At 70.1% G+C, this 26,092-nt stretch carries 25 protein-coding genes and 3 pseudogenes; 11 read left to right on the top strand and 17 right to left on the bottom strand.

The window, feature by feature from the left end; translation table 11 throughout:
• Positions 1-178: 178 nt before the first annotated feature.
• The 5 genes from J2Z30_RS28980 to J2Z30_RS28955 all read right to left on the bottom strand — a co-directional run bounded on the left by J2Z30_RS28980 (position 179) and on the right by J2Z30_RS28955 (position 4,381).
• Positions 179-322, bottom strand: a complete 144-nt coding sequence (locus J2Z30_RS28980; protein ID WP_209468883.1) for a hypothetical protein — start codon at positions 320-322, stop codon at positions 179-181.
• Between the two features lie 247 nt (positions 323-569).
• A complete protein-coding gene (locus J2Z30_RS49945; RefSeq protein WP_044576008.1) occupies positions 570-944 on the bottom strand; it encodes a hypothetical protein in 375 nt (124 codons plus the stop codon).
• Entirely contained in the window at positions 941-1,537 is a 597-nt protein-coding gene (locus J2Z30_RS28970; protein WP_044576009.1) for a hypothetical protein, read from the bottom strand. Before J2Z30_RS28970 ends, J2Z30_RS49945 begins: the two co-directional genes overlap by 4 nt.
• 174 nt (positions 1,538-1,711) lie before the next feature.
• Positions 1,712-2,932: a helix-turn-helix domain-containing protein gene (locus J2Z30_RS28965; RefSeq protein WP_044576011.1), complete on the bottom strand. Its 1,221-nt coding sequence runs from the start codon at positions 2,930-2,932 to the stop codon at positions 1,712-1,714.
• Between the two features lie 1,056 nt (positions 2,933-3,988).
• Positions 3,989-4,381, bottom strand: coding sequence for a hypothetical protein (locus J2Z30_RS28955; RefSeq protein ID WP_044576013.1), 393 nt, complete (start codon positions 4,379-4,381; stop codon positions 3,989-3,991).
• A 600-nt stretch (positions 4,382-4,981) separates the two neighbouring features.
• Here J2Z30_RS28955 and J2Z30_RS28950 point away from each other — a divergent pair.
• Entirely contained in the window at positions 4,982-5,548 is a 567-nt protein-coding gene (locus J2Z30_RS28950; RefSeq protein WP_044576016.1) for a hypothetical protein, read from the top strand.
• An 88-nt stretch (positions 5,549-5,636) separates the two neighbouring features.
• Here J2Z30_RS28950 and J2Z30_RS28945 read toward each other — a convergent pair whose 3' ends face one another.
• Complete coding sequence (locus J2Z30_RS28945) at positions 5,637-5,990, bottom strand: hypothetical protein (protein WP_044576018.1); 354 nt, start codon at positions 5,988-5,990, stop codon at positions 5,637-5,639.
• 759 nt (positions 5,991-6,749) lie between these two features.
• On the opposite strand from J2Z30_RS28945, the pseudogene J2Z30_RS28940 reads away from it, so the two are divergent.
• The 3 genes and pseudogenes from J2Z30_RS28940 to J2Z30_RS28930 all read left to right on the top strand — a co-directional run.
• Positions 6,750-7,265, top strand: a pseudogene (locus J2Z30_RS28940) (NsdA family TPR-like regulatory protein); the annotation flags it as partial.
• 18 nt (positions 7,266-7,283) lie between these two features.
• Positions 7,284-7,755: pseudogene (locus J2Z30_RS28935) on the top strand (hypothetical protein).
• A 533-nt stretch (positions 7,756-8,288) separates the two neighbouring features.
• Positions 8,289-8,897 (top strand): hypothetical protein, encoded by a 609-nt coding sequence (locus tag J2Z30_RS28930; RefSeq protein WP_209468882.1) that lies wholly within the window; start codon positions 8,289-8,291, stop codon positions 8,895-8,897.
• 88 nt (positions 8,898-8,985) lie between these two features.
• Here the strand turns inward: J2Z30_RS28930 and J2Z30_RS28925 are convergent, their stop codons facing one another.
• Positions 8,986-9,135: an SDR family oxidoreductase gene (locus J2Z30_RS28925; RefSeq protein WP_372453322.1), complete on the bottom strand. Its 150-nt coding sequence runs from the start codon at positions 9,133-9,135 to the stop codon at positions 8,986-8,988.
• Here J2Z30_RS28925 and J2Z30_RS51790 point away from each other — a divergent pair.
• A pseudogene (locus J2Z30_RS51790) lies at positions 9,130-9,245 on the top strand (transcriptional regulator); the annotation flags it as partial. The gene J2Z30_RS28925 and the pseudogene J2Z30_RS51790 sit on opposite strands and share 6 nt — an antisense overlap.
• 10 nt (positions 9,246-9,255) lie before the next feature.
• Here the strand turns inward: J2Z30_RS51790 and J2Z30_RS28920 are convergent.
• A complete protein-coding gene (locus J2Z30_RS28920; protein ID WP_044576022.1) occupies positions 9,256-10,284 on the bottom strand; it encodes a phosphotransferase family protein in 1,029 nt (342 codons plus the stop codon).
• A gap of 97 nt (positions 10,285-10,381) precedes the next feature.
• On the opposite strand from J2Z30_RS28920, the gene J2Z30_RS28915 reads away from it, so the two are divergent.
• Positions 10,382-13,573, top strand: a complete 3,192-nt coding sequence (locus J2Z30_RS28915) for an AfsR/SARP family transcriptional regulator (protein WP_044576024.1) — start codon at positions 10,382-10,384, stop codon at positions 13,571-13,573.
• Here the strand turns inward: J2Z30_RS28915 and J2Z30_RS28910 are convergent.
• The 4 genes from J2Z30_RS28910 to J2Z30_RS28895 all read right to left on the bottom strand — a co-directional run bounded on the left by J2Z30_RS28910 (position 13,557) and on the right by J2Z30_RS28895 (position 16,849).
• Positions 13,557-14,321 carry an ABC transporter permease gene (locus J2Z30_RS28910; RefSeq protein WP_044576025.1) on the bottom strand — a complete coding sequence of 255 codons (765 nt, stop codon included), beginning with the start codon at positions 14,319-14,321 and terminating at the stop codon, positions 13,557-13,559. The genes J2Z30_RS28915 and J2Z30_RS28910 overlap by 17 nt on opposite strands.
• Entirely contained in the window at positions 14,318-15,319 is a 1,002-nt protein-coding gene (locus tag J2Z30_RS28905; protein WP_044576027.1) for a daunorubicin resistance protein DrrA family ABC transporter ATP-binding protein, read from the bottom strand. The genes J2Z30_RS28910 and J2Z30_RS28905 overlap by 4 nt, the downstream gene beginning before the upstream one ends.
• A 164-nt stretch (positions 15,320-15,483) precedes the next feature.
• Entirely contained in the window at positions 15,484-15,912 is a 429-nt protein-coding gene (locus J2Z30_RS28900; RefSeq protein ID WP_044576029.1) for a pyridoxamine 5'-phosphate oxidase family protein, read from the bottom strand.
• An 88-nt stretch (positions 15,913-16,000) separates the two neighbouring features.
• The gene (locus tag J2Z30_RS28895) at positions 16,001-16,849 is read right to left on the bottom strand and encodes an NmrA family NAD(P)-binding protein (RefSeq protein ID WP_044576032.1); all 849 of its coding nucleotides are present in this window, start codon (positions 16,847-16,849) and stop codon (positions 16,001-16,003) included.
• Positions 16,850-16,931: 82 nt separating this feature from the next.
• Here J2Z30_RS28895 and J2Z30_RS28890 point away from each other — a divergent pair, with 82 nt between their 5' ends.
• Entirely contained in the window at positions 16,932-17,951 is a 1,020-nt protein-coding gene (locus J2Z30_RS28890) for an AraC family transcriptional regulator (RefSeq protein ID WP_044576035.1), read from the top strand.
• Between the two features lie 50 nt (positions 17,952-18,001).
• On the opposite strand, the gene J2Z30_RS28885 is transcribed toward J2Z30_RS28890, so the two are convergent.
• Complete coding sequence (locus tag J2Z30_RS28885; RefSeq protein ID WP_044576038.1) at positions 18,002-18,838, bottom strand: helix-turn-helix transcriptional regulator; 837 nt, start codon at positions 18,836-18,838, stop codon at positions 18,002-18,004.
• Positions 18,839-18,921: 83 nt separating this feature from the next.
• Here J2Z30_RS28885 and J2Z30_RS28880 point away from each other — a divergent pair, with 83 nt between their 5' ends.
• Entirely contained in the window at positions 18,922-19,959 is a 1,038-nt protein-coding gene (locus J2Z30_RS28880; RefSeq protein ID WP_308280116.1) for an aldo/keto reductase, read from the top strand.
• Positions 19,960-20,015: 56 nt separating this feature from the next.
• Here the strand turns inward: J2Z30_RS28880 and J2Z30_RS28875 are convergent, their stop codons facing one another.
• On the bottom strand, positions 20,016-20,246 hold the full coding sequence (locus J2Z30_RS28875; protein WP_044576041.1) for a cold-shock protein: 231 nt from the start codon (positions 20,244-20,246) through the stop codon (positions 20,016-20,018).
• A 375-nt stretch (positions 20,247-20,621) separates the two neighbouring features.
• On the opposite strand from J2Z30_RS28875, the gene J2Z30_RS28870 reads away from it, so the two are divergent.
• Complete coding sequence (locus tag J2Z30_RS28870; protein WP_044581994.1) at positions 20,622-21,143, top strand: cupin domain-containing protein; 522 nt, start codon at positions 20,622-20,624, stop codon at positions 21,141-21,143.
• A 135-nt stretch (positions 21,144-21,278) separates the two neighbouring features.
• Here the strand turns inward: J2Z30_RS28870 and J2Z30_RS28865 are convergent, their stop codons facing one another.
• From J2Z30_RS28865 to J2Z30_RS28855, 3 genes are all read right to left on the bottom strand, one after another.
• On the bottom strand, positions 21,279-22,418 hold the full coding sequence (locus J2Z30_RS28865; RefSeq protein ID WP_078956912.1) for a PLL family lectin: 1,140 nt from the start codon (positions 22,416-22,418) through the stop codon (positions 21,279-21,281).
• Positions 22,419-22,621: 203 nt separating this feature from the next.
• Complete coding sequence (locus J2Z30_RS49940; RefSeq protein WP_052701611.1) at positions 22,622-23,050, bottom strand: methyltransferase domain-containing protein; 429 nt, start codon at positions 23,048-23,050, stop codon at positions 22,622-22,624.
• A gap of 100 nt (positions 23,051-23,150) precedes the next feature.
• Positions 23,151-24,293, bottom strand: a complete 1,143-nt coding sequence (locus J2Z30_RS28855) for an FAD-dependent oxidoreductase (protein ID WP_044576043.1) — start codon at positions 24,291-24,293, stop codon at positions 23,151-23,153.
• Positions 24,294-24,445: 152 nt separating this feature from the next.
• Between J2Z30_RS28855 and J2Z30_RS28850 the strand changes: the two genes are divergently transcribed.
• Together J2Z30_RS28850 and J2Z30_RS51065 are read left to right on the top strand one after the other, a co-directional pair.
• Positions 24,446-25,237, top strand: coding sequence for a TetR/AcrR family transcriptional regulator (locus J2Z30_RS28850; RefSeq protein ID WP_044576046.1), 792 nt, complete (start codon positions 24,446-24,448; stop codon positions 25,235-25,237).
• A 183-nt stretch (positions 25,238-25,420) separates the two neighbouring features.
• On the top strand, positions 25,421-25,906 hold the full coding sequence (locus J2Z30_RS51065) for a MarR family winged helix-turn-helix transcriptional regulator (protein ID WP_044576049.1): 486 nt from the start codon (positions 25,421-25,423) through the stop codon (positions 25,904-25,906).
• Positions 25,907-26,092: the final 186 nt, after the last annotated feature.

Below are 26,092 nucleotides of genomic sequence, written 5' to 3'. Positions count from 1 at the left end.
GTCTGGCCTTGCTGGACGGGACTCCGGCCCGGCGGTGCAGACCGGTACCGGAGTCCCTTCACCCCTGCCTTGTCGGTGACTGTGCCTGGCTGTATCGACCGGCAGGGGGCTTGGAGGATGGGCCGCCGACCCGGTGAGTCCGGTACGGGGGCACCGGACCGCCGGCGGCCCACCCGGCTTATGGGGTGGGGGTGCTTGCGAAGCAGAGCCAGACCGCGAGCACCAGCAGCGCGGGCACCGCGGCGAGCAGCAGGCCCATTCGGGCGGCGCGGAAGGTGAGCAGCCCGGCCCTCACCGCGAGGGGCTTTCGGCCGTGCCTCATCCGGTGCCTCCCGGACTCCGCCTCTCCCGGCGGGGCGGGGGTGGCTGCTCGCGCCTGACGTGCTTGCACTGGTCCTGTAGCACCTCCGTCACCGTGGGGTACCGGACGGTGTCGCACGACGTACACACCGCTGCCCAGGGAGAGCTGGCGAGGCCCGGATACGGGACGAGAGGCCGATATTCGGCATCACGCAGGATCTGTTCGGCTCTGGCCGCCCGCTCGGCGGGAGCGGTCTTGCGATGCCCCATCATGCGCTGCCCCCTGACCGGGCCTGCCGTGCGGCCTCCTCGTAGGCATTCAGCAGCTGCTCGCCCTCCGAGCAGCCACCGCCGAGGGTCTGGCAGGCCCGGCAGCCCGCGGCGTGCTCCAGGGCGGCGCGCCACTCGGTCTCGGCGGCCGGGCCGGTGGAGGTCTCCGCGCAGGAGGGAGCGCAGCCGCGCACCTCGTACGTCGTGTGCGTTGCGCCCCGTGCGATCGTGACCGTGCCGAGCGGTCGGTCCGCGCCGAGGGGCAGCCCGCACAGGGTGCAGTTCAAGCCCTGGAGTTGCTGGTAGGTCAGCGCGTTCGGGTCGATCCCGGCGGGGCCCGGTCGCGCGGTGGCCGCTGTCTGGCTTCCCATCATCGGGGCCGCCGCCCCTCGTGCTCGGCCGCGGCCGCGCTGGTGAGGCTCCGCGGCCAGCGCTTCGAATAGAGCGGTGCGTGCGGAGGGCAGGCGTACGTGACCTTGCCGACATCGCTGCGGCCATCCTCCACCTCGACCGGGATGGGCTCGTCGGTGGGCAGCTGGCAGCGGTAGCAGAGTTGGCGGCCCTCGGGTGCGCGGCCGTACTCGGCGCGGTCGGCCTCGGCCAGCGCTCCCCATAGCTTGAAGGCGTCGGTGAGGTAGTGGTCGGCCGAGACCGGCACGCGCCAGTGGGTGCTGGGGCCTTCCGTCCAGGAGACGGGCGGGATGCCGAGGTAGGTGATCTCGTCGGTGAGGCGAGCGAAGACGCGAACCTGCCGCAGGTGCCAGCTCGTGGCCGAGCCTACGGCGACGAGCCAGTACAGGGGGCCGTGCTTGTCTTGAATGACGGCACCGGTCTTATCGCCGAGAGCCTTGAGCGCGCGTTGGCCGACGATCGGGGCTGTGCGAACGGCGTCCCACCATTTGCCGACCGGTAACGCCTCGACGTCTTCGGTGTTCGGCGGTGTCCACGGCAAGGCTCTGGTCGTCACGTCGGGGCTCCCCTGCGGATCTGCGAGGGGCGGCGCTGGCCAGTGTCCTGGCGGGAGCGTGGCCCAGCGCCGCCGTGATGCAGATCACGCTAGGTATGTGCGCGATCACAGCCCAGTGACGAAGTGCACCAGACGCTGAGCCGATTATGACGTGACTAGGACGTCACGTCCTAGTCAGAGAGCAGGCTCAACCCCGAGTCGGGCAGCCAGCCCCCGAAGCCGAGTATTCCGCCGCCTCTCCTCCTCACGCATCTCCAACACCGTGGCCCGCGCGAGCATCTGATACCGGATCCATTCAGGCTGGTCAGCCTCCACTTCGAGCAAGGTATCCAGTGCTCCCTCGCTGTCGCCCGTCTGATACTGGGCCTGAGCCACGTCCAGGCGGTGGGCGGCCAGATGCACCGGGCGTTTGATCAAGTCGCGGCGCACATCCCCGGACGCCTCCAGAGCCTTATCCGCGTCCGGCTCGCTGCCTGCCATGGCGATGTTGACGATCTGTGTCTTGACGTCGACCGGAGAGAATGCGGTCCCGTACACGCGCACAGCCCCAGACCGGACAGCCGCAGCCTCAGCGAAGTTGAGGTACCCGTCGGCCTCGTCCTTCTGATCCCGCCGCGCCGCAGGCGTAGCCGCCGCCACCAGCAAGTTCCCATACACCGCGTACTGAGCGCTCGTACCGCGCCGCATTGACGGCTCCAAAACGTCCGCCTTCCGCTCCGCGACCGACTGTGCTTCCTCCCACCGGCCCTGCCGCAGCAGCACCCACGACAACGTGGAGACGCCCATCCCCTCCATCAACGGATCGGACGCCCGCTGGGCCGCATGCAGTTGCTTCTCCACGGCTTCGAACGCCCAGTCGGGATGCCCAGACTGCGTCGCGAGGCTGGCGGCCAACTGATACGACAGCGCGAGCTGATTCCAGACCTGTTCGACGAGCGAGCCCGTTGTCTCCCGGGCCACGGCGCGCCCGTCCCGAAGGAGGAGAGGGAGGGAGCCGGCGAGACCGCTGTACGCCCCTTCCCAGTAGAGCGTGGTGGCCGCCCGGACCTGGCCCATCCACGTCTCTGCTGAGGGCGGCTCTTCGTCGAGATCGTCTGTAGGCACGCCGGGCAGCGCGCTGATGTCCTGGATGGCGTCGCGCAAGGCGATCAGTCCGCCGTCGTCGTCTGGGAGGTCTGTGGTCACGGTGGGCTGCCCCAGTAGTCGATTCAGCTCAATGTCGAGGGCCCTCGCCAGCTTTCGGAGGGTGGATAGGCGCGCCGATTGCCGGGTGTTCTGCTCCAGCTTCCGGATGGTGTCGACGTGGACATCTGCACGGTCTGCGAGCTCTTCCTGAGTGATGTCGCGGTACTCCCGCATTTCGCCCAGGCGGTCGCCGATGGTTTTGCTATTCATGATGTGTACCCCCGCCAGAAGGTCTTTTGGCCACGGTACGCCGGGCAGGCAGGGTCAGGGGAGGTTGAACACGAAAGCTCCCCCACGCCCGGCACGATGGCCAGACGAGGGGGCGCGTGGTGACCGGCTTATGATCCGGCCGTGGGCATCCCCGACAGACTCATTTCGCTCCAGTAACAGCCGACTCCGAGCGCGACAAGCTCGCCGTACTGGACGGCGACGAGCACGCCGCCCAGTGGAAGCGCTGGTTCGAGGCCGCCGCGACGATCCAGGCCGCCGTCACCGAGCACGCCCAGGAGACAGGCACGCCGCGTAACCAGATCGAGGCCGCAGTGAAGCGCGCCGTACGGCATCCCGACGACGGCTGAGCATGACGAAGCGCCCCCCTCCCGGCCGCAGCCGAGAGGGGGCATTCACGATCAGAATCAGAGACGTCGTCGATCCGGGGTGAGCGCGGCCGGGGTGCTCGGGCTGTCCGACGGCTGAGGCTGCGGCGCACCGTCCTTCCTGCACACCAGCGCATCCGGATCCCAGCTCGGCGCCTGCGGCGAGTACCCGTCCGGGCAGGCCGGGATCGCCCTTCGCGCCCGGGGCTCCGTCCCGGCCGGGCGCCCCGTCCTGGCCCGGGACACCGGACGCGCCTGGCTGGCCGTCCTTACCGGGCTGGCCCGTGGCTCCGGGCCTACCGGGCGCCCCGTCACTTCCGGCTTCGCCCGGAGCGCCCGGGTCGCCCTTCTCACCCGGGAGCGGCACCGGTACCTCGGCCCGGTCAGGGAGATCTTTCACCGCATCCGCCGGATCCGGGGCCACCGGCGTCTTCCCCTCACCACGGAGTTGGGTCCGCAGCCGTCGTACGTCCGTCGCCAGCGTGGCCACTGCATCGCCGCGGCGGTCAGCCTCAGCGCGCCTGGTCCTCTCGCCGCTGTGCGCGCTCGCGCTCGTGGTCGACCTGGGCCCACTCGGTGACCCGACGCGCTGTGGCTCGGGCCATGGGCCACCTCCGGGTATACGTCGGCCCGGCGTCGCAGCGGTGCAGACGGCCGGGCCGGGGGTGGCTCAGGGGCAGAGGGTCTTGCGCAAGGCGGCGTTGATGAGCTTGCCGTTCGCCTCGCTGACCGGGTGCTGGTCATTGCCGAAGCGCTGGGCCGCGAAGTAGTCCGGCTTCTGGCCGCCGTGGTGAAGCGCCTGGCACTGGTTCCGGGCGTTGCTGATGGCCTTGTCCTCGTCGGCGACGATCTGCGGATCGATGGCCTTGAGCGCGGCGATCAGCGCGGTCCGCTTGGCGCCGGTCGGCTCGGGTGGGATACCCAAGTCCTTCTCGATCTTGCTCGTGTCGACGGACGGGGTGGCGCTGGCCTTGCTGTTGTCGGCCTTGTCGTCGCCGTCGCAGGCCGTGAGGGCGAGGAGGCAGGCGGCCGCTATGGCGATGATGGTGAAGTGTCGTGGCATGGGGGTGATGGTGTCCGATGTCCGACGTAAACGTGAGGGAGTTGTGTGGGCCGTGATTGGTCTGTGACGCAAGACGGCCCTCGCCATGATGGGCGAGGGCCGAGGAGTCGTTGTGTCCAGGCACGCCGGACGTGGGGCCAGTGTGCGGCACGATCCGCCGCCCGCGCAACTACGTCTGTAGTGCGGCCTGTCGGCGGCCTTCGGTGTCCTGGATCATCAGCCGCCCGCAGCGCGCGCACTGCCCGGTCGGGTGTGGGTCGGCCATCGCGCTGGTGTCGACCGGGTCGTGCTCGAAGCAGGTGCCCGCCTGGCGGAGAGCGATGGTGAGCGCGGCCGGGCTCCCGGGCTCGGGCGGGATACCCAGCAGGTCGTGTTCGAGGACGGCGACGCGGGTGGGGTTCGCGCGCGGGCGCTCAAGGGCGGGCGTGGGCGTCGGCGGGGCCAGAGCTTCACGGTGCCTCCCGTGGGTGAAGTGCCGCCGCCCCGCCGGTGGTCGACGGGGCGGTCTGCCCGAGTAGCCGCGTAGCCCACGCAGTTCGGGTAAGGGACGAGACCGCGTACGGCGGCGACCTGACCGTCGCCCGGCCGTAGGCTGCGCGCATGGGTGGGATCGACTGGGGGGACGCCCCAACATGGGTCGCTGGCGCGTTCGCGGCTGCTGCTGCGTACTACGCCCGGGGGACGCTACGGAGTCAGCAGAAGCAGATCCGCGAGCAGCGGGAGTTCATCGCCGAGCAGTCGGCGACGCTGGCGCTGGAGCGTGCCGAACTGCTCGCGCAGGCGGAAGAACGGCGGACGGCTCAGGCGCGACGCGTGTCCATGAAGCACAGCCTTTCGTGGACAAATGACGCCGAGGGTTTCGGAGGGCGTAATGATCATTGGAAGGTTCGGGTCATCAACACAAGCGATGAGCCGATCCGAGATGTGCTGGTGCGCTTCGGTGATACCTACGATGCCCGCGACGCAACAACCGCTGGCCAGAGGGGATGGGGCCCCGGACGTGTGCATCTCATAGGCCCCGGGCGCGAGTTCACCTTCAGATCACAGCGGATGCCTGAAGTTCTCTTGGAGAATGCGCGGCCGGACTTGTACTTCACGGACGCGAACGGGGTGCGCTGGCAGTTGGATGCGCACGGCGAGCTGGACGAGGGCTCTGAGGCATCGTGAGTGGCCCGAGGCCCCACCGCGGGGGTGGTCGCGGCGGGGCCTCGGCCGGGCGCTACCCGGCGCGTAGCTTCCAGTGTGTCAGGCGGTACTACTTACCGAAGGTGACCCGCTCACTGTCCAGCAGAGCCGTGTGCGTCGCCGCGGCGATGATGAACAGGATGAGCACGAGACCGGCGACCGGGTGGTCACCGTCGCCGAGGGCCACGACGACCCCGAACACGGCCAGTTCGGCCGCGACGTAGACCGCTGGCACCACGGGCCTCACCACGCCCTTGACGGCGGCGGCGACGAGCGGAACGGCCCCCGCGAGGCCGAGGCTCACGATGGGCAGCAGGGTCCACAGGACCTGTGCGGCCCGGGTGTTGAACATCTTCGGCCGACCAGCGGGCGGCATGGGCCCCGTGACGTACGGGCTGGGGCTGGGCTGGTACGGATTACTCATGGAATTTCCCCCCAAGGACATTGGTGGTGGCATTTCAGCGCATGTGGTGCGCTGTGGATAGAGGTGTGACGGGTCTGAGATGTGGTGTTCGATCCGTCCGTCACTGGCTGGCGTGCTGACTGGGCGCTGGGTTGTCGACTCCGGCCTGCTCGCGCATGGCCGCGTCGGACAGCTGAGCGTGCTCCTTACGCTGCTCGGGGGTCCAGGTGGACGCGGGGCCGCTGGTGCGGACGTGCGCGCGGAGGGCGGCCGTTGCCGGGCTGGGGCAGCGGTTCTGCGGAGTGCCATGATGTGGCTCCTCGTCTCGTTCCGGATGGGGAACCGGGGCGGTCGACGGCTTGGCGGCATGGCGGCCGCCCCCGGGGGTTCAGCTCTCGCCGCGCTGGCGGCGCATCTCGGCCTTGATGTCCTCGTTGGAGGCGCCTGCGCCGAGCGCGCGGCCGACTGCCCGCATGACCTGGTGCGGGGTCGGTGAGGCACTCGGGGCCGCCGTGCGCCAGCACCTCGCGCGCGGCCTCGCGTACGGCGGCGGCTTTCTCGTCCTGCGTCATCTCGGTTCCTCTCGGCGGGTAGACGGGGTGGTAGAGCGCCAGGTAGACGGCGGTAGATGAGCGGTGGACGTGCAGGTAGACCAGGGAGTAGACGGTCAGGCGGCCCGGTCGGCGGCCTCGCCCGGGGAAGAGGCCGGGAGGTCGTCACGGTGGACCCCGTACGTCACCCGGCCGACCCCTTCACCGACCGCCGGACAAAGCCCATCGCCAGTTGGGCGACGCAGCACCGGCCATCGCCACCGCGTGGCTCGGGACGATCGAGGCACTCGCACACGCGGCGGCGGGGAACCGTCCCGCCGCGGGAAGCGCGCTCGACCAGGCTGTCCGCAGCACCGACGCCGTCCAGGACGAACAGCCGCCACCGTGGCCATGGGTGTTCACCTTCACCCACACCAAGGTCGCAGCGACCCGGCTCACCTGCGGCGCACGGCTCGGCCTCCCCGGATGGGTGGCCGCCTCCCAGGACGCAGCCGCAGCGGCCCTCACAACAAGCCACGAGAAGCAGCGTGCGTTGCTCACGCTCGACCTGGCCGCCGCGCAGCTGGCGACTGGTCGGTTGGATGGTGCGTTCGCTCTGGCCGGGCGGGCACTTGAGACAGGGGCACGGTATCGGTCAGGCCGGATCATCGAGCGCGCCCGTGGGCTCCGGCGGTCCTACACTTCGACGACTCCTTCCAGGGTTGTCCGCGAGTTCGACGACCGACTGCACGGCATCTACCTGTGATCACGAAAGGAGCGGCCCATGCGCCTCGGCATCACCGGCCACCGCGGCCTGCCCGCAGAGACTGAGCAGTTGGTCCGCCGAGCACTTCAAGAGGAAGTCGCGCGCCACGGACCTGATCTGGTCGGGGTCTCGTGTATTGCCGACGGCCCAGACGCCTGGTTCGCTGAGCTGGTATTGGAGGCCGGCGGCCGCCTTGAGGTGGTGGTCCCTGCGGAGAAGTACCGCGAGGGCCTGCCGGAGGAGCACCACCCGACCTATGACCGTCTCACCCAACAAGCCGCTGACATCCACCGCACGGGAATGGTGGAGTCGGACTCCCAGGCGCACATGGCCGGCAGCGAGATTCTGGTGGGCGTGGTGGATGAGCTGGTCGCTGTGTGACGGGCAGCCAGCTCGCGGGTACGGCGGAACGGCCGATGTCGTGGCCTACGCCGAGCGCACCGGTGTCCGTTCTCGGGTGATCTGGCCGGAGGGCGCTACCCGGGACTGACCGAGAGCGTGGCTTGTCACCCACCGTGTGGAAATCCCCGGCAGACTCGTCGAACTCCAGACGGCCGCCGTCACCGAGTACGCCCAAGCAACCGGCACACCACGCAACCAGATCGAGTCCGCGGTCAAGAAGGCCGTACGGCATCCCGACGACAGCTGGGCACGACGAAAGCCCCCTCCGGGTTGTGTGGGCGGCCAAGGCCGAGCATGGCCTGATGGCTACTGTTGCCCTTGCCAGCGGGTGACTGCACGGGCAGACCCTCGGCCTCCCGGACGCGGACGTCGTCGAGTTTCTGCGCCGGGCCGGACTGGAGAGGCTGAGGGACCGCTCGCTGACCCGGCCTGGGTCAAGTGGCGCGTGGCGCCCCGGGCACACCATTGCGAGGCCGCTTGACCCGCACCCCCTGCGTTCGACGATTTGCCCCTCGCACGCTCTGGAGCGCGTCTAACGTATGGAGACTTGACCATTCAGGGTGGGGGTCCCGAATGCCAGTAGGTCCTGAGGCAACAGTCGTCGCCAAGGCAGTCGGCAGCATGCTGCACAAAGTCTCGGACAATGCCAACGGGAAGCCAGTATGGCCGAACATGCACGAAGCCCTGATGGAGCTGCACGAGATCCTGCATGAGTGGTGCCAGGCCGCGGCCAACACCAGCGAAGCGCTCGAGCGGCTCAGATCCCACCACCTGACCAGGCGATCTACGGGTAGCGTCTGTGGCCCCAACAACGCAGGCACGCCAATCCGTGTACCGTTCCTCAAAATTCCCCTCAAGGCCGGGTACGTCGAGGCGGCGCAGCGGGATATCGAAGAAATCATGCGCCCGTCGGCACCTTTGGCGCAGCGCTGGAGCTCCGCGAAGCGACGCCAGGCGGCCCGCCGTACGCTGCTTGGCCTTATGCGTCTCTACTGCGCCGATCTGCTCGAAGAGTTCGAGAGGGCTGTGGACGCCCGGGTCTCCTGGATGCTGGCCAATCGAGAAGAAGTCAACAAAGCCCTCCAGGGGGGAATTCGTCCTGAACGACTGGAGTACCTGATTCAGGAGGCGGCCGATACGGCGGCCCAACTCGGCAGCGCTCGGGAACACCTGAGCCTGCTGATCCGAGAGAACTACCCCATGGGTCTCACAGGCGGGCAGGATGCCTGACGAAACCATCGCAACGCCGAGCATGGCCTGATACGCCGGTGGCAGGCCGCAGCGCCGCTACGAGCGAAAGCCAGAACGCTTCCTCGGCTCACGAGACCCGCATGCCGCCGTCGACGGGGAGGACCACTCCGGTGACGTAGGAGGCGCGGTCGCTCAGCAGCCAGGCGGCGGTCTCGGCGACCTCCTCGGGCTCGGCGGCGCGGCGCAGCGGGGTGTGGGCGTTGAGCTGGTCGATCACGCCCGGGACCAGCGAGTCGTGAGCTACACGGCCGACCCGGCTCCCCGGTGGAGGAGGTTCTGCGGCTGCTGTCGGTGATCGGCACGCGGCGCGTGGACGTACCCGGCTGACCGCGCCGCGCTAGGGCCGCCGCGAGGGTAGTGGCTGGAGCGCGGGCCAACGGGTGAGCATCGCGGCGCGCATGGCCATGGCGAGCCGGCCCAGATGCTCGAGTTCGCCGCCGCTCGTGGTCATCCGGCCGACGGTCCCGAGGCGGTGGACGAGCCGCTGGCGGGCCGTCGCCGTGCCCCACCGCCAGTCCTTGTGGGGGACCTTGGACAGGTGGTCGGCGATTCCCCGGTGAGCCCGCTCGACGAGCGCGTCGCCGCGCAGCAGCCAGCCCGCGCACGCGTCGGTGAGATCGTCCTGGACGTCGGCGCCTGTCGCATGGCGCCAGGCCGTGCGGTAGGCGGCCTCCGCCGCGTCCAGCAGTGGTGGGGCCGGGGCTGTGGCGCACCAGCAGGTCGGGAAGCCGATGCGCAGGTAGGCGAGTTCCATGAGCCCGTTGCCGAGCGCGGCCTGTTCGAAGTCGATGAACCTGACCCCGTCGCCGGTGTGGATGTCGTTGCCGGGGCAGGGGTCGCCGTGCAGCAGGGCGTGACCGGGTGCGTGGGTCAGGCGGTTCACGAGGTCGTCCAGCTCGGTCCGTACAACGGATGGCACCGTGCGGCCGAGGGTCTGGGCGAGCCCGAGGAAGGAGCCGATGTCCTCTCTCGCGGGGCCGGACCAGGCGGGGAGGAGGCCGACGTCGTCGGGGCTGGTGGCCGCGTGGAGCCGGGCCAGCGCCTCGGCGTAGCCGATCACCCAGTCGTCGGCCGGCGGTTGATCGCCCAAGTCCTCCAGGACCAGCACCCGTTCGTCGGGGTCGGTGCCGAGGAGCCGTGGCGCGACGGGCGGGTCGACCCGGGACGCGAGCCGTAACGCGGCCACCTCGCGGGCGTATCTCCCGGCGGCCTCCGGGCCTTCGATGAGCTGCTTGACCACTACCGGTGTGCCGGACAGCTCGGCCCGCCATACCTGCGATCGCGGACTGCTGTCCAGTCTGCGGGCCCGGCGGGGCGAACCCAGTTCGGCCCGCAGCTTCTCCCCGAACGGCGGCGGTGGGCACATGGCCCGATCCTCCCATGTGCGCGAACTATCAGGCTGCCTCCTCAAGCCCGTCGGCGGCCCGAGATGCCTCGCGACACGCCCGTGGCAAAATCAGCGGGTGCAGATCGGGATGCTGGGGCCACTCGAGGTTCGCACGGACGACGGCGGCTCGGCCGACGTGCCGGGGGCGCGGTTGCGCGGACTGCTGGTCGCCCTTGCGCTCAGGCCGGGGCAGGTGGTCCCGAAGGCGTCGCTCGTCGACTGGATCTGGGGTGAGCAGCCGCCCGCCGATGCGGCGAACGCCCTGCAGCGTTTGGTTTCCCGGCTGCGGAAGGCGCTGCCGGGCGGGGTGATCGAGGGGCAGACGGACGGCTATCGGCTGATGGTGGCCCCCGATGCCGTGGATGCCGTGCGGTTCGAACGGCTCGTCGCCGCGGGTCAGGCCGCCCGTGCCGGGGACGGGGCCCGGCGGGCGCGGCTGTTGCGCGAGGGCCTCGAGCTGTGGCGCGGTGCGGCCATGCAGGACGTCGGTCTGCGGGACAGCGCCGCTTTCGAGGCCGCGGTCGTACGGCTCGAGGGGTTGCGGCTGACCGCCACGGAGGAGCGGGCCGAGGTGGAGGTCACCCTCGGTCGGGGTGCGGAGCTGGTGGCGGAGCTGACCGACCTGGTGGCCGCGCACCCGGTGCGGGAGCGGCTCGTCGGCGCGCTGATGCGGGCCCTCGTCGCGGCCGGTCGGGACAGCGAGGCGCTGCAGGTGTACCAGCGCGCGCGGGACGCGCTGGCCGACGCGCTGGGCGTCGACCCCTCGCCGGAGCTGGCCGCGTTGCACATCGCGCTGTTGCGGGGCGAGCTGGGGCGCGGCGAGCTGGGCCGTGGCGAGCTGGGGCGTGGGGAGACCAACCGTAAGAGCAACCTGCGCGCCGAGCTGACCAGCTTCGTCGGCAGAGGCGCCGATGTCGCCGCGGTCCGTGGGCTCATCGCCGAGCACCGGCTCACCACCGTGATCGGGCCGGGCGGCGCGGGAAAGACCAGGCTGGCCACGGAGACCGCGCGCACGCTGCTCGGCGAACTGCCGGACGGGGCCTGGCTGGTGGAGCTCGCCGCCATCGGCGCGGACGGCGACGTGGCGCAGCCCGCGCTCACCGGGCTCGGCCTCCGGGACGCCCTGCTCGGCGCGGCCCCGAACGCGGAGCTGACCGACCGGCTCATCGCCGCAGTCCGCGAGCGGGAGGCGCTGCTGATCCTGGACAACTGCGAGCATGTGATCGAGTCCGCGGCGATGTTCGCCCACCGGGTGCTCGGGGAGTGCCGGCGGCTGCGGATCCTGGCGACGAGCCGGGAACCGCTCGGCATCACCGGGGAGGCGCTGTGGCCGGTCGAGCCGCTGGCCCTGCCGGAGGGGGACGCGGGCCCGGACGGGATCGGGTCCGCGCCCGCTGTCCAGCTGCTACGGGACCGGGCCGGGGCGGTGCGCCGGGGCCTCGCGGCGGACGCCCACACGCTGGCGACGATGGTCCGCGTCTGCCGGGCGCTGGACGGGATGCCGCTGGCGATCGAACTGGCCGCGGCCCGGTTGCGCACCATGTCCATCGACCAGCTCGCCCACCGGCTCGACGACCGGTTCCGCCTGCTGACCAGCGGCAGCCGTACCGCGTTGCCGCGGCACAAGACGCTGCGCGCGGTGGTCGACTGGAGCTGGGAGCTGCTCACCGACGCCGAACGGATGGTGTTGCGGAGACTCTCGGTGTTCTCGGGCGGGGCGAGCCTGGACGCCGCCGAACGGGTCTGCGCGGGCGGCGGAGTCGAACAGGAGCAGGTGCTGGAGCTGCTCACCGCGCTGACCGAGAAGTCGCTGCTGGTCGCCGAGGGCGGCAGCGCCCCGCGCTATCGCATGATCGGCACGATCAAGGAGTACGCCGGGCACCGGCTCGCGGAGGCGGGGGAGTCGGACCTGGCGCGCCATGCGCATCTCGCCCACTTCACCGAGCTCACCGAGACCGCGGAGCCGCGTCTGCGCCGCGCCGAGCAGGTGGAGTGGCTGGCCACGCTCGAGGCCGAGCACGACAACATCGGTGCGGCGATGCGCGGCGCGCTCGCGGCGGGCGAGGCGTGGGCGGCGATGCGGCTCGCGGCGGGCGCGGGCTGGTACTGGTGGCTCGGCGGGCGCAGGACCGAGGGCCTGGAGCTGATCACCGCGGCCACCAGGACGCCCGGGGAGGTGCCCGACGACGTACGGGCCATGGTGTACGCGCTGATCGTGCACTTCGTGACCTCCGGGCGGAGCGACGAGCGCCAGGCCGCGGAGTGGATCCACGAGGCGCACCGGCTCAGCCGGCACGGCCACCCCCACCCGGGGGTGAAGTTCATCGCGGTCCTGGAACGCATGCTGCACGCGCCCGAAGTGGCCCTGACCGCGTTCGCACCGCTGCTGGACGACGAGGACCCCTGGGTGCGCGCGCTGGCCCGGTGGCACATGGGCAAGATGCGGATCGTGTTCGGGCGGGGCGGGCACGACGGCCAGGACGGCCCGGCCGCGGAGGCTCACCTGGAGGCGGCGCTCGCCGAGTTCCGGGCGCTCGGCGAGCGGTACGGGATCTCGCTCGCCCTGACCGAGCTGGCGAACCTGCTCGCCATACGCGGCGACTTCGCCGGTGCGTGCGAGCGCTACGAGCAGGCGATCGCGGTCGTCAGCGAGGTCGGTGCCACCGAGGACGTCATCCGGATGCGGTCGCGGCAGGCGCAGCTGTACTGGCTGCTGGGCGAGAAGGACGCCGGTGCGGCCGCCATCGCCGAGGCGCAGCGGTGCGCGGACCGGGTCACCTGGCCGGACGCGCTGGCCGAACTGGCTTTCTCGAGGGCGGAACTCGCCCGGTGGGACGGCGACGCCGAGGAGGCGCACCGGCAACTCGGCCTCGCGACGGCCATGCTGGGCGACGAGGCGGAGCGGGCGGACGTCCGCGCGGTGACGCACGATCTGCTCGGCTACCTCGCCGACGACCTCGACGAGGTCCGGGCGCACCGCGCGGCGGCCTGCGAGGCGGCGTCCGAGGTGGGACACGCGCTGGTGATCGCGCATGTGCTCGTCGGGGTCGCGGACCTGGCACTGCGCCGCGACGAGCACGAGCAGGCCGCGCGGCTGCTCGCGGCGAGCGCGGGCGTACGCGGGCTGCGGGACCGCGCTCACCCGGACCTGGCCCGGATCGAGCGGGCCGCGCGGTGCCGCCTCGGCGACGCGAAGTTCGCCGAGGCGACTCGGGACGGGACGCGCACCAGTTGGTCCCAGCTGGTCGAGGTCACGCTCGCTTCCTGAACGTGGCGATCGCCCACACGTACCCGACGAGCGCGAACCCGACGCACCAGGCGACGGCCGCGAACGCGTCGCCGGTCGACGGGTGGCCGCCCGACAGCAGCCCGCGCAGCGTCTCGATGATCGGGGTGAAGGGCTGGTACTCCGCGAACTGCCGCACACCAGCCCCCATCGTGTCCGCGGGCACGAACGCGCTGCTCAGGAACGGCAGCATGATCAGCGGCACGGTGGCCATGCCCGCCGACTCCACGGTCTTCGCGGCCAGGCCCATGGCGACCGTGAGCCAGCTGGTCGCGAAGGCGAGCAACAGCATGAGGCCGATCACGGCGAGCCACTGGAGGAGGCCGGCGTGCGGACGGAACCCCATCGCGAAGCCGACGCCGATGATGACCGCGTCGGCGATCAGACTGCGCACCGTGGTGGAGACGACATAACCGGCCAGCACGGCGCCGTGGGAGACGTCCATGGCCTTGAACCGGTTGTTGATGCCCTTCGTCATGTCGCCGTTCACGGCCGCAGCGGTCGGGCCCAACCCGTACGTGATGGCCATGACGGTCAGGCCGGGCACCGCGTAATCGACGTACTCGCCGGTGACCTTGAAGGCGCCGCCGAAGACGTAGACGAACATCAGCATCATCACGACGGGGAACAGGACCGCCTGGAAGACCGTGACCGGATTCCTGACCGTGTGCTTGAAGTTGCGACGCAGCATGATCGCCGCGTCGCCGAACGACGTCGAGACAGTGCTCATTCCGCGATCGCCTCCGTGGTGGCGTGTGTGGTGTCTGCGGCCCGTGTGGTGTCCGCGGCCCGTGTGGTGTCCGAGGTCTGTGTGGCGTGACCGGTCAGGGCGAAGAAGACGTCATCGAGGTCCGGTGTGTGCACCGAGAACTCCTCTGCGGTGATCGCCTGCTCATCGAGCTTGTCCAGCAGGGCCCGCAGCGACTTCGAGTCGCCGTTGCTGGGCACCCTCAGGGTCAGCTCCTGGTCGTCCCACGTGGATCCGGGCAGGGCCTGCGCCGCCGCGTTGAGTTCGCGGAGACCGGCGAACCGGAGCCGGACATGCGTGCCGGGGACCTGGCGCTTGAGCTCCTCGGAGGTGCCCTGGGCGACCAGGCGGCCCTGGTCGAGCACCGCGATCCGGTCGGCGAGCTGATCGGCTTCGTCGAGGTACTGGGTGGTGAGGAAGATGGTGGTGCCGTCGGCCACCAACTCGCGGACGATCCCCCACATCGCGCGCCTGCTGCGCGGGTCAAGACCGGTCGTCGGCTCGTCCAGGAAGATGATCCGAGGGTTGCCGACCAGCGTCATCGCCAGGTCCAGCTTCCGGCGCATACCGCCGGAGTAGGTCGCCGCCATCTTGTCCGCCGACTCCACCAGGTCGAACCGCTCCAGCAGCCGCCCGACCACCTGGTCGCCGGAGCGCACGCGCTTCAGGTCCGCCATCAGCTGCAGGTTCTCCCGGCCCGACAGCAGCTCGTCCACGGCGGCGAACTGACCGGTCACGCCGATGACCGCGCGCACCTCCTTGATCCCGGTCACCACGTCGTGCCCGGCGACCCGCACCGTCCCGGCGTCGGCCTTCATCAACGTCGTCAGGACGTTCACGGTCGTGGTCTTGCCCGCCCCATTCGGGCCGAGCATGGAGAAAACCGATCCCGCGGCGACCTCGAAGTCGATGCCGTCGAGCACGACTTTGTCGCCATATGCCTTGCGCAGCCCGGAAACTGCGATTGCCGAACTCTTCATGCCCAACACGGTCCCGGCCGGGCCTGACACCCGCCTGTCACGCCCCTGACACGGCCCCTGACGGCCCCTGACACGGCCCCTGACGGCCCCTGACACGGCCCCTGACACGGTCTCCGATACGACGCCCGACATGGCGTCGTGGCCCCAACAGGCCGTCGCGGAGGTCAGTACGCGAAGCGACTCACGGTCTCCGGGTGGATGACGAGCCGGATCTGCTCCGTGGCCAGGATCTCGGCGAGGTCATCGGCGCGGGCCGGGTCGTCGAGGTCCCAGTAGCGAGCGGCCAGCCGGGCGCACAGCTCGGGTGCTCCGCCGGACTCCACCGTGGTGCGGCCGGCGACCGACAGCCAGCGCTCGCGTTCACCCACGGGGGCGGCGACGACGATCGAGGCGCGGGGGTCGCGGCGCAGGCGCCGCACCTTGAGCGAGTCCGGGGCCGTGAACAGCTGGATCGTGCCCTCGGCAGTGGCCTCGAACCACACCGGCCGGGGCTGTGGCGGGATCGGTCCGTCGGCCACGGACAGGAACCCGTGCAGGGGGCGGCGGAGGAACTCGAGGTCCTGGGCGGTCAGCGAACTGGCGTCGGTGCTCATCACGACCCTTCCGATAGGTGCAACAGGTGAGAGGGAACGGCGGAACGGGGCCGTTCCGAGGACGGAGGACGATGGTCAAGCGGCTCGGTCAACCGCTGTCGGGGCGCCGCCAAGCTCCCGACGCCGCGGCCCGTACGACGTAGTCCTCGAAGGACCGGGGTGCCCGTCCCAGTACGGTGGCGAGGTCATCAGTCGTCCCGGCGAGCAGCCCGCGTTCCATCAGTACGAACATCTCGGCGACGTGGTGGGCGTCGTCCTCGCTCACGCCCTCCTCGACCAGCGCCGCGGCGTACTCGGCGGGGGAGACCTGCCGGTAGGTGAGGGGCCGCCCGGACGCCCGGGAGATCAGCTCGACGGCCTCACCGAAGGTGAGAGCACGCGGTCCGGTCAGCTCGTAGACCCGTCCGGCGTGCCGACCGGGCTCGGTCAGCACCGCGGCCGCGGCGTCGGCGACGTCCTCGACGTCGATGAACGGCTCGGGTACCGCGCCGGCCGGGAGCGCCAGCTCCCCGGCGACCAGCGGGGCGTGGAAGACGTCCTCGTCGAAGTTCTGGGCGAAGTTCGACGACCGAAGGACGGTCCACTCCAGCGCCGAGCCGCGCACGGCATCCTCGGCCGAGCGCATGTCCAGTCCGAACGTGGAGTCGCCCCAGGTGTCGGCGCCGCGCCCGGAGAGCAGCACCAGCCGCCGCACCCCGGCGGCCTCGGACCGGGCCACGAACTCGTGCACCGGGCCCGGCACGCGCGGGGCCACCACGTAGGCGACGGCGATGTCCCGCAGGGCCGCGTCCCAGCTGCCGGGGTCGGACCAGTCGAACCGGATCCGGCTCGACCGGGAGGCGGCACGCACCGGCGTGCCGCCCAGCCGCAACCGGGCGGCGACCCGCCGGCCGGTCTTGCCGGTCGCGCCGAGGACGAGAGTGGTGTCGTTGCTCATGACGCCGATTGAACACGGCCGGTTCGGACGACCCCATAGGTGAAGAGCTGGATCACCTGTGTATTCGTCTAAACTCACTGAGGTGGACGCGTTCAGTGACCTGATCCGCGGGGTGCGAGCCCACGGCTCGTTGTTCGGCAGCTCGACCCTGTCCCCGCCCTGGGCACTCCACTTCGTGGACGGCGCGCCGCTGACCCTGTGCACCGTCCTCACCGGGTCGGGCTGGATCGTGCCGGAGCACTGTCCGCCCGAGCCGCTCCGCGCCCGCGAGACGATCGTCGTACGCGGCCCTGGGACGTTCACCTTCGTCGACGAGGTCGGCACCCGGGCCGAACCGATCGCCTGCGGTGAGCACTGCGCCACGCCCGAGCAGGGCGGGACCAGGCATCGGCGTGGCTGGCACGACGACGGCGGGGACGCCGGTGGCGGGAATGACCGCAGCGGGAACGACAGCGACGGGAACGAGAGCAGCGGGAACGGCAGCAGCGGGAAGGACAGCGACGGCGAGGGTGCGACGACGCTGATCGTCGGCGCCTACCCCGTACGCGGCGAGATCAGCCGCCGACTGCTGGACGCGCTGCCCATCGTGTTGCGCGTGGACGCCGGGGGCACGGCCGACCCCGTGCTGGACCACCTCGCCGCCGAGGTCGCCGTCGACACGCCGGGCCAGCAGGTCGTCCTCGACCGGCTGCTGGACTGGATGCTGGTCTGCACGCTGCGCGAGTGGTTCGACCGGCCCGGTGGCGAGCCCCCGGCCTGGTGGGCCGCCCAGCGGGACCCGGTGGTCGGCCACGCCCTGCGGCTGCTGCACGCCGAACCGGCGGCACCCTGGACGGTCGCCGCGCTCGCCGAGCGCACCGGGGTGTCGCGTTCGACGCTGGCCAAGCGGTTCGCCGACCTGGTCGGCGAACCCCCGCTGACCTACCTCACCCGCTGGCGCATGACGCTCGCGGCGGACCTCCTGGTCGAGCGGGAGGCCGCGACCGTCGCGGACATCGCCCGCACCGTGGGCTACTCCGACCCGTTCGGGTTCAGCGCGGCGTTCAAACGGGTCCGAGGCGTCAACCCAAGCGACTTCCGCCGCACCGTGACCACCCCCTGAAATACGCCGGAACGTCGGCTCGACTCAGTGCGCGAATGGACGATTCGACATCACCGTGCGTACAACCGGTTCAATGCCGACTGGCTCTCATCGTCCGCGGCACGGTAGATCAGCAACCGCTGGTCCGGATCTTGAAGTGGCATCAGTACTTCGAATCGCAGTGCGAGCACACCGACGTCAGGATGCCGTATCACCTTGTGTCCGCGGCCGTTGACCTTGACGTCTCGCTCGGCCCACAAGCGCGCGAATTCCTCGTCATGAGTGGTGAATTCGGTGATGAGGTCGGTCAGCGCCTTGTCCTCCGGATGCGCGGCCCACGCGGCACGCAGATGGGCGATCCCCTGCCGCACGACGAGTTCACGGTCGACATAGAACTCGCGTATCCGCGGATGCATCAGGCACAGCCACATCGAATTGCGCTGCGACGGCGGGAGGGTGCCGAAATCCAGGAGCAGCCTCGCCATTTCGCCGTTCCAGGCCAGGATGTCGTAGCGGTGGTTCATCAGCATGGCCGGCAGCGGCGACAGGTCGGCGACCAGCTGAGCCAGCGGCGGCACCGCGGTGGTGGCGGGGCTGTCGGCGTTGCGGGGGCGCCGCTGCTGGGCCAGGTCGAAGAGGTAGACGCGCTCGTCGGGGCCCAGGCGCAGCGCCCGGGACAGCGCCTCCACCACGTCCGCTGAGGGCCGCAGCCCGCGGCCCTGTTCCAGCCGCACGACGTAGTCGATGCTGACCCCGGCCAGTTCGGCTACCTCTTCGCGGCGCAGCCCCGGGGTCCGCCGGGACTGCCGACGCGACGGCAGGCCGAAATCGTCCGGGTTCAGGCGTTCGCGCCGGGTCCGCAAAAACGCGGCCAGCTCCTGTGTCGCGTCCACGGTGCGGGTCGTCATGTTCGATCCAACAGTCAGGGTAGGACTGGTGTTCCCAGGAACTTCAGGAGGACACGATGTCGCTCACCCTCGACACCTAGCGGCTGCTGGGCCGCTCCGGGCTACGGGTCTCACCGCTGGCGCTGGGCGCGGCGACCTTCGGCACCGAGTGGGGCTGGGGCGCCGAGCGGGACGAGGCGCGCAAGCTGTTCGACAGCTACGTCGAGCGCGGCGGCAATTTCATCGACACCGTCACCACCTACACCAATGGCAGCTCCGAGCGCATGCTGGGTGAATTCACCCGCGACAACCGCGAAAGCCTGGTGCTGGCAACGAAGTACTCGACGCTGCGCCGGCCCGGCGATCCGAATTCCGGAGGACCGCACCGCAAGAGCCTGTTCGCGTCGGTGAAAGCCAGCCTGCGACAGCTGAATACGGACTACATCGATCTGCTCTATCTGCACGTGTGGGATTTCACGACGCCGGTCGAGGAGATCCTGCGCGGCATGGACGATCTGGTCCGGCAGGGCAAGGTCCTGTACGTGGCGATCTCCAACGCCCCGGCCTGGCAGGTGTCGCGCATGCAGGCGATCGCCGACCTGCGCGGCTGGTCGCCGCTGGTCGCGCTGCAGATCGAATACAACCTGATCGAGCGCACCGGGGAACGTGACCTGATCCCCATGGCACGCGAGATGGGGCTGGGCGTGGTCCCGTATTCACCGCTGGCCGGCGGGGTGCTCACCGGCAAGTACAGCCACGACGACCTGACCGCGACGAACGTCGCATCAGGCGACGGCACCCGCAAGAGCTTCAACTTCACCTTGGGCACGCTCACCGAACGTAACCTCGCCATCGCTGATGTGCTGAAGGAGGTCGCCACGGAACTGGGCCACACACCCGCCCAGGTCGGGCTGGCCTGGACCCTGCGGAACCCGAGCGTGACAGCACCGATCATCGGCGCACGCATCCCCGCGCAGCTGGAGAGCAATCTGGGTGCCCTGGAGGTCGACTTCACCGCCTCCCAACCGGCCCGCCTCGACGAGGCCAGCGCGATCGAACTCGGCGCCCCGCACGGGCTGCTCGCCAGTGACCACATCCGCAATGTGACCCAAGGCGATCTGAAGATCGAAACCCGCCGCTGACACCCGATCCGGCTTGTCGGCATTCCGTGGCCCGTGGCCCGTGGCCCGTGGGCGAGTCAGCGGTCGGCGGGCCGGGGCACGATGCTGATCGCGCGGTAGTCGTACCCGTCCTGTTTGAAGCCGGGGGCTTCCCATGTGAGGTCCACCTGCTGTCCGGGCGACAGCGTGCGGTATCCGGTCACCTGAATGTCGGAGAAGTGGCCGAAGCAGCCGCCGGGAGTCTCGGGGGAATCGAGCACGCCCCACCCCTCCTCATCGCTCCACTCGCGGACAGTCGCAATCACCATGGGTGGACCCTATGGGCTCGGTCCGGTCTCGTCTCAACATTTATGTTGACGGTGGCGGCAGGGCTCAACGGCTCACTGTGCTGGGTTCTCTGGACCCGTAGAAGCAGGCCCCGTCGTCCATCCGCAAAAGGCGTTTTCGCCGAGCGGTGGCCTCTCGTCGTCCCAGTCCCACCACCCGGAGTTGAGGTCGTGGTCCACATCCACGGCCAGCCGCAGGGCGAACGCGGCGACGGTGGAACGTCCGATGGCGATCGTAGCGCGTCCTAGGTCCGCAGCCCTCCGCTCGGGCCGACCCGAGATCGTTCGTGGGTCCGATGCCGCGTTCCCGAGGCGGGAGCCACCATGCTGGTGGAGACCTGCGAAGAGGAGCGCATCATGTCGTACCCGGAATTCCTCGAATACCCGGAGCCCCGCTACCACGGTGACAAGGGCGAGGTGAACGCGGCCTTTCGCCCGGCCCGTACCCCGCCCGACATCTCCTCGCCCGGCGGCAGCTCTACGCACTACCTCGCCACGAATGAGTCGACGGGTGGTGAATTCGGCCTGTACAAGCTGGAGTTGGGTGCGCGGGCCGCCGGAGCGAAGACGCACTTCCACAAGGCGATGTCGGAGTCCTTCTACATTCTCTCCGGCGAGCTGGAGCTCTTCAACGGCGAGAGGTGGGTCACGGGCCGCGAGGGCGATTTCCTGTATGTACCGGTCGGCGGACTGCACGCCTTCAAGAATGTGACCGACGAGCCCATGTCCATGCTCCTGCTCTTCTCCCCGGGCGCTCCACGCGAGGAATACTTCGAGCGGGTCGCGGAGATGTCGCAGCGCGGTGGCGAGGAACTCAAGCGCTTTCGGATCCGGCACGACAGCTACTTCGTGGAGGATTTCGAAGCCGAGGGGGAGTAGAGGAGTAAGGGAATGGGGGAGTAGGGAGTAATCGCCACATGGCCTTGCCCGCGCGTCATTCGCCGACGCGCGGGCAACGCGGGCAATGCGAGCAACGTACTCTTCACGGCGGCCCCTCAGCGCAGGGCCTCGGGCTCACCCACCCTGCGAGCTTTCGGGTACGCCGAGGGAATGCCAGGCCGACCAGTCGTTGTCGTTGCCCGCGACATTCTGCCAGGCGCACCTGATGGTGCCGTCGCCGAAGAGGGCGAAGACCTCCAGGCGGCCATCGGCGTTCGAGGCGACCACCGGGTCGCCGATCAGGAGCGGGCTGCCGCTGTAGAGCGATACCCAAGAGGAGGACCATTTGCCGTCGGGGGCGGGGTTGGTCTGCCACTTGTGCTCGAGGGTGCCGCCTTCCTGACGGGCGAAGACATCCAGTCGGCCATCGGGGTTCACGCCGATGGCAGGGGTGCCTACCGGAGTGTCGCCGCCGATCGACCGCCAGCCCGGGGCCCAGCCGTTACCGGGTTTGGTCTGCCAGATGTGCTCGACGGAGTCGTCCGGACCGATGGCGAAGACCTCCTGCTGGCCGGAGGTGTTCAAGACGGCGGTCGGGTCACCCTGCGGGGTGCCTTCGAGCTGGCCGAAGGCCCATCCGCTGACGTGGGGACGCTGATAGGCATGCAGAACGGTGAGCGCCCCTTCGTATGAGTATGCGCGGGCGAAAGCCTCCAGTCGGCCATCGGCGTCCGGTATGACGGCCACGTCGCCTATCACTTGGTCGTCAAAGAGAGCTTTCCACTCGCGTTCCCATCCATTGTTCGGGGCGGTTTGCCAGACGTGCTGGACGGAACCGTCCGAGGCGCGGACGAAAACCTCCAGTCGGCCATCGAAGTTCCTGGCGACGGTCGGGGTGCCCGCCGGTCTGCTGTCGCCGAAGCCGCCGAGCGATCCCCAACTCGACCATGAGCCGCTGTGAGGGGTGGTTTGCCAGGCGTGCCGGATAGCGCCGTCGGTGTCGCGGATGAAAGCCTCCATTCGGCCATCGAGGTTCGTGGCCACGACCGGGTCGCTTTCCAGACTGCCGCCGAGCGAGGACCACCCCGACCATTCGTTGCGGCTGGGGGCCGTCTGCCAGTTGTGCTGAAGGGTGCCGTCGGAACCGCGGGCGAAGACCTCCAGCGCCTCGTTCGTATTGAGAGCGACCCAGGAGAAGGGGGAAACGTACCGGACGCTGCTTATCGTAGCCATGACCATCCCTGACCTCTCTGGTGACTTGGTGACTGTCCGCATGGCGACAGGGTTAACCAGTTGAGGAATTGGCCGAAGCCGGAAAATTGTCCAGATGCCGCCGGGATCCGGAAGTCTGGTCGGCAACACGCCAGATGCTCCGCCTGCCGGTCCCGATATCGAGGGCGGCGCAGAGGGACAGCCACCCCTCCGAAGGTCCGCATACGACGATACGCTTCATATGACTCCTCCGCCCGGCGGCGCGGCTATGCCGCGCCATCGAGCGGGCCAAGGTCATACAGGCCGGAGACGGCAGCCCATACGTCTTCCACCTGGCCGCTCAGATCGATGGGAACGGTCTCCCAGCCCACCGCGCCGAAGCCCGCCGGCCCGAGCACTTCGTCGAGCCCGTCGCGGCTGCGCGTCCTACTGTCGCCCAGTGCGGGGATGCGCCGCGCGGCGGGCACCTCATCGATCGTCCTCCGCAGCAGCCCGAGGAACCGGTCGTACGACTCGCCGCCGACGGCCCCGCCCCCCACCACACACGCCAGAACCCCTCCGGGACACGGCACTCGGGCGACCTCGGCCGCGACCTGCTCGATCTCGCCCATCAGCATCAGCGCCATATGGGAAACGCAGGCGTCGAAGCTGTCGTCGGCGAAGGCGAGGTCCAGTACGCGCCTGCTTCCGGTCACCCGGTCACCCGGTCACCCGGTCACCCGGTCACACAGGAGCTCATAGCCGGACCGGCCGTCCGGAGCGCGACCGCGGCCGAACGCTTCCGCGGTCACGGGGTCATTTGGCGTGATCGTTTCCGATGAACTCGCTGAACACGCTGACCAGGCCGTGGGGCGCGTCGTCGCCGAACATGAGCTCGTCGCTGCCGACACCTTCGGCGGCGACCTCGGCGCTGCGGGGGAACATGGTCCGCTCGTACTCGGCGAGCGCGGCCTCGACGTCGTCGGGGTGCGCGGCGAGGGCCTTGCCGAGTTCGGCGCCGTCGAGCATGGCCAGATTGGCGCCTTCGCCGTTCGGGGCCGTGAGATGGGCGGCGTCGCCGACCAGGGTCACCCCCGGCACCCGGTCCCACCGGTGCTCGATCGGCAGGGCGTAGTGGGGGCGCGGGACCGGCGGGGTGTCGCCGTCGGTGATCAGCGCGATGAGCTCCGGTGCCCAGCCGTCGAATTCCCGCGCGATCCGCGCGGTGGCCGCGGCGGCATCGGTGAAGTCGATGGCGGCGAACCAGTCCTGCGGCCTGGGGAGCAGTACGTAGGTGTGCAGGGTGTCGCCGCTTTCCCGGTGCGCGTGGATCGCGCTGCCCGGCGCGTGCGCCATCATCGACCCGCCGCCGACCGCTTTGGCGGCGGCGGGGTGCCGGGTGTCGGCGTCGTACAGGTACGTCTCGACGTACGACAGGCCGGTGTACTCGGGTATGGCGGTGGACAGCAGCGGCCGGACCCGTGACCACGCACCGTCCGCGCCGACCAGCAGGTTCGTGACGACGGTGCCGCCGTCGGCGAACGTCACCTCATGGCGGCCCTCACCGAGGGCACGCGCCCCGCTGACCTTGTGCCCCCACCGGACGGTCCCGGCCGGGAGCGAGTCGAGCAGCATCTGCCGCAACTCGCCCCGTTGCACCTCGGGGCGTCCGCCCGTGCCGTCGTCGGCTTTCTCGAACAGCACGGTCCCTTCCCGGTCGAGGGCCCGCATCGCCTGGCGCCCCTCCAGAACGAGGCCGCGGAACCCGTCCATCAGGTCGGCGGCCCGCACGGCCAGTTGGCCGTTGTAGTCGTGGATGTCGAGCATCCCGCCCTGCGGACGCGCCATCGGGGAGGCCTCCGCCTCGTAGACAGTGGCCGGGAAGCCGTGGACGTGCAGGACGCGGGCGAGCGTGAGCCCGCCGAGTCCGGCGCCGATGATCGTGACGGGAGTGCGCATCGTGACTACTCCTTCGGAACCTTCGGAATCGAGACCGCCCGGTGCCAGCCCGGCCGACCTCGCTGGTATGCCATTCCAGTATTGGAACACCGCTCCATAGTGGAACGTCGCTCCATGTTGGAACAACGCTCCAATTATGTCAAAATGGCGGCATGGCACCACGGACACGCCGGTCACAGCGGCGCACAGAGGCGCTCTCCCGCGAGCGCATCGTCGAGGCCGCCGTCGAACTGCTCGACACGGCCGGCGAGAGCGGGCTGACCTTCCGGGCGCTGACCGAGCGCCTCGCCACCGGGCCCGGGGCGATCTATTGGCATGTGGCGGACAAGGACGAGCTGCTCGACGCCGCGACCGGCGCGGTAGTCGCCGCCGCACTGGCCGTTGAACCGGCGACGCACGCTGAGGCGGCCGAGCTGGCCAAGCCCGCCGAATCCCCGGACTCGCCGCAGGACAAGATCCGCGCCATCGCGTTCGGCCTGTTCGACGCGATCGAGGACCATCCGTGGCTCCCCACGCAGCTCGCCCTCCAGCTCTCCCGCAGCCCCTGGGGGTCGGTGACGCCGCAGATCTTCGAAGGCATCGGCCGTCAGGTCCGCGCGCTGGGCGTGCCCGAGGGTCACTGGTTCACGGCGACCTCGGCGCTGGTGCACTACATCCTCGGCGCCACCGGCCAGAACGCCGCGAACGCCGCGAACGCCGCGAACACCGCGAGCGCCCGCACCCTCGCGCCCGACGTGGACCGCGAAGAGTTCCTCGACGCCGCGTCGAAGGCATGGGGAGAGCTCGACCCCGACGACTACCCGTTCATCCGTGCCGTCGCGGCCCAGATGCGCGAGCACGACGACCGCGAGCAGTTCCTCGCCGGGGTCGACCTCGTCCTCACCGGCATCACGGCTCTCCACCTGCCCGGCGAACAGGACCGCACCACGCCACCCGCCACCTGAGCGGGACGAGACCCGGCATGGACCGGGGCCGGGCGCTACCCGGTGTGGAGTCTGCGGGCCGGCAGGCGGGTCGGAAGTTGCCGTTGGACCGGGTCGCGAGGGCGTGTGCTTGTGCTGGGGGCCACGAGGATTTGGTTTCAATTGATACCGTATCGAACGAATGAATGGCGGTAACGTGGCCCCATGAGCGCCGACCTCCCTCACCACACCACCGCCTCGCGGGCGACCGGCCGTGCCGGGGACACCTCGCCCTTCGCGCTCGGCTTGCTGCTGCGTCGGGCGCACTGGCGGGCGGCGGCGGTGATGACGGAGGCGCTTCGGCCGCTCGGCATCGAGTTGCGGCACTTCGCCGTGCTGATCGTGCTGGTCGACTGCGGGCCCACGGTGCAGCGGGACCTGGCGGCGGCGACGGGGTCGGACAAGGCGGGGATCATGCGCGTCGTGGACGACCTGGAGCGCAAGGGGCTGGTTGTGCGCAAGGCCGTGCCGGGGGACCGGCGGGTGCGGGCGGTGGAGATCACGCCTCAGGGGCTTGAGCTCTTCGACGCGGCCCATGTGGCGGCGGAGCCGCTGGCCGAGCGGCTGGTCGGCGAGCTGGGGTCCGATGAGGCCGAGCGGCTGAAGGATCTGCTGACCCGGTTCGCCTATCCCGTGGAGGGCGGGGCGTAGGGGTGTTGGGCGTCGGCCCTTGCCCGGGATGGAGTGCGCGGACGCCGTGTGACGGCCTCGCCTCGGTGAGGTGTCACACGGCGTCCATCGCCTAGGCCGTGTTTTGAAGGTCGGCTCTGTTCCTCGTCCCGCATCGTGATGATCTCGGTGTGGGACGAGGGGATCTTTCTGACGGGCAGTGGGCTG

Origin of the sequence: Streptomyces iranensis (assembly GCF_017874715.1) — a bacterium.
Taxonomy (GTDB): Bacteria; Actinomycetota; Actinomycetes; order Streptomycetales; family Streptomycetaceae; genus Streptomyces; species Streptomyces iranensis.
The sequence above is the reverse complement of the archived record's forward strand: the minus strand, read 5'-3'. Positions and strand labels throughout refer to the sequence as shown.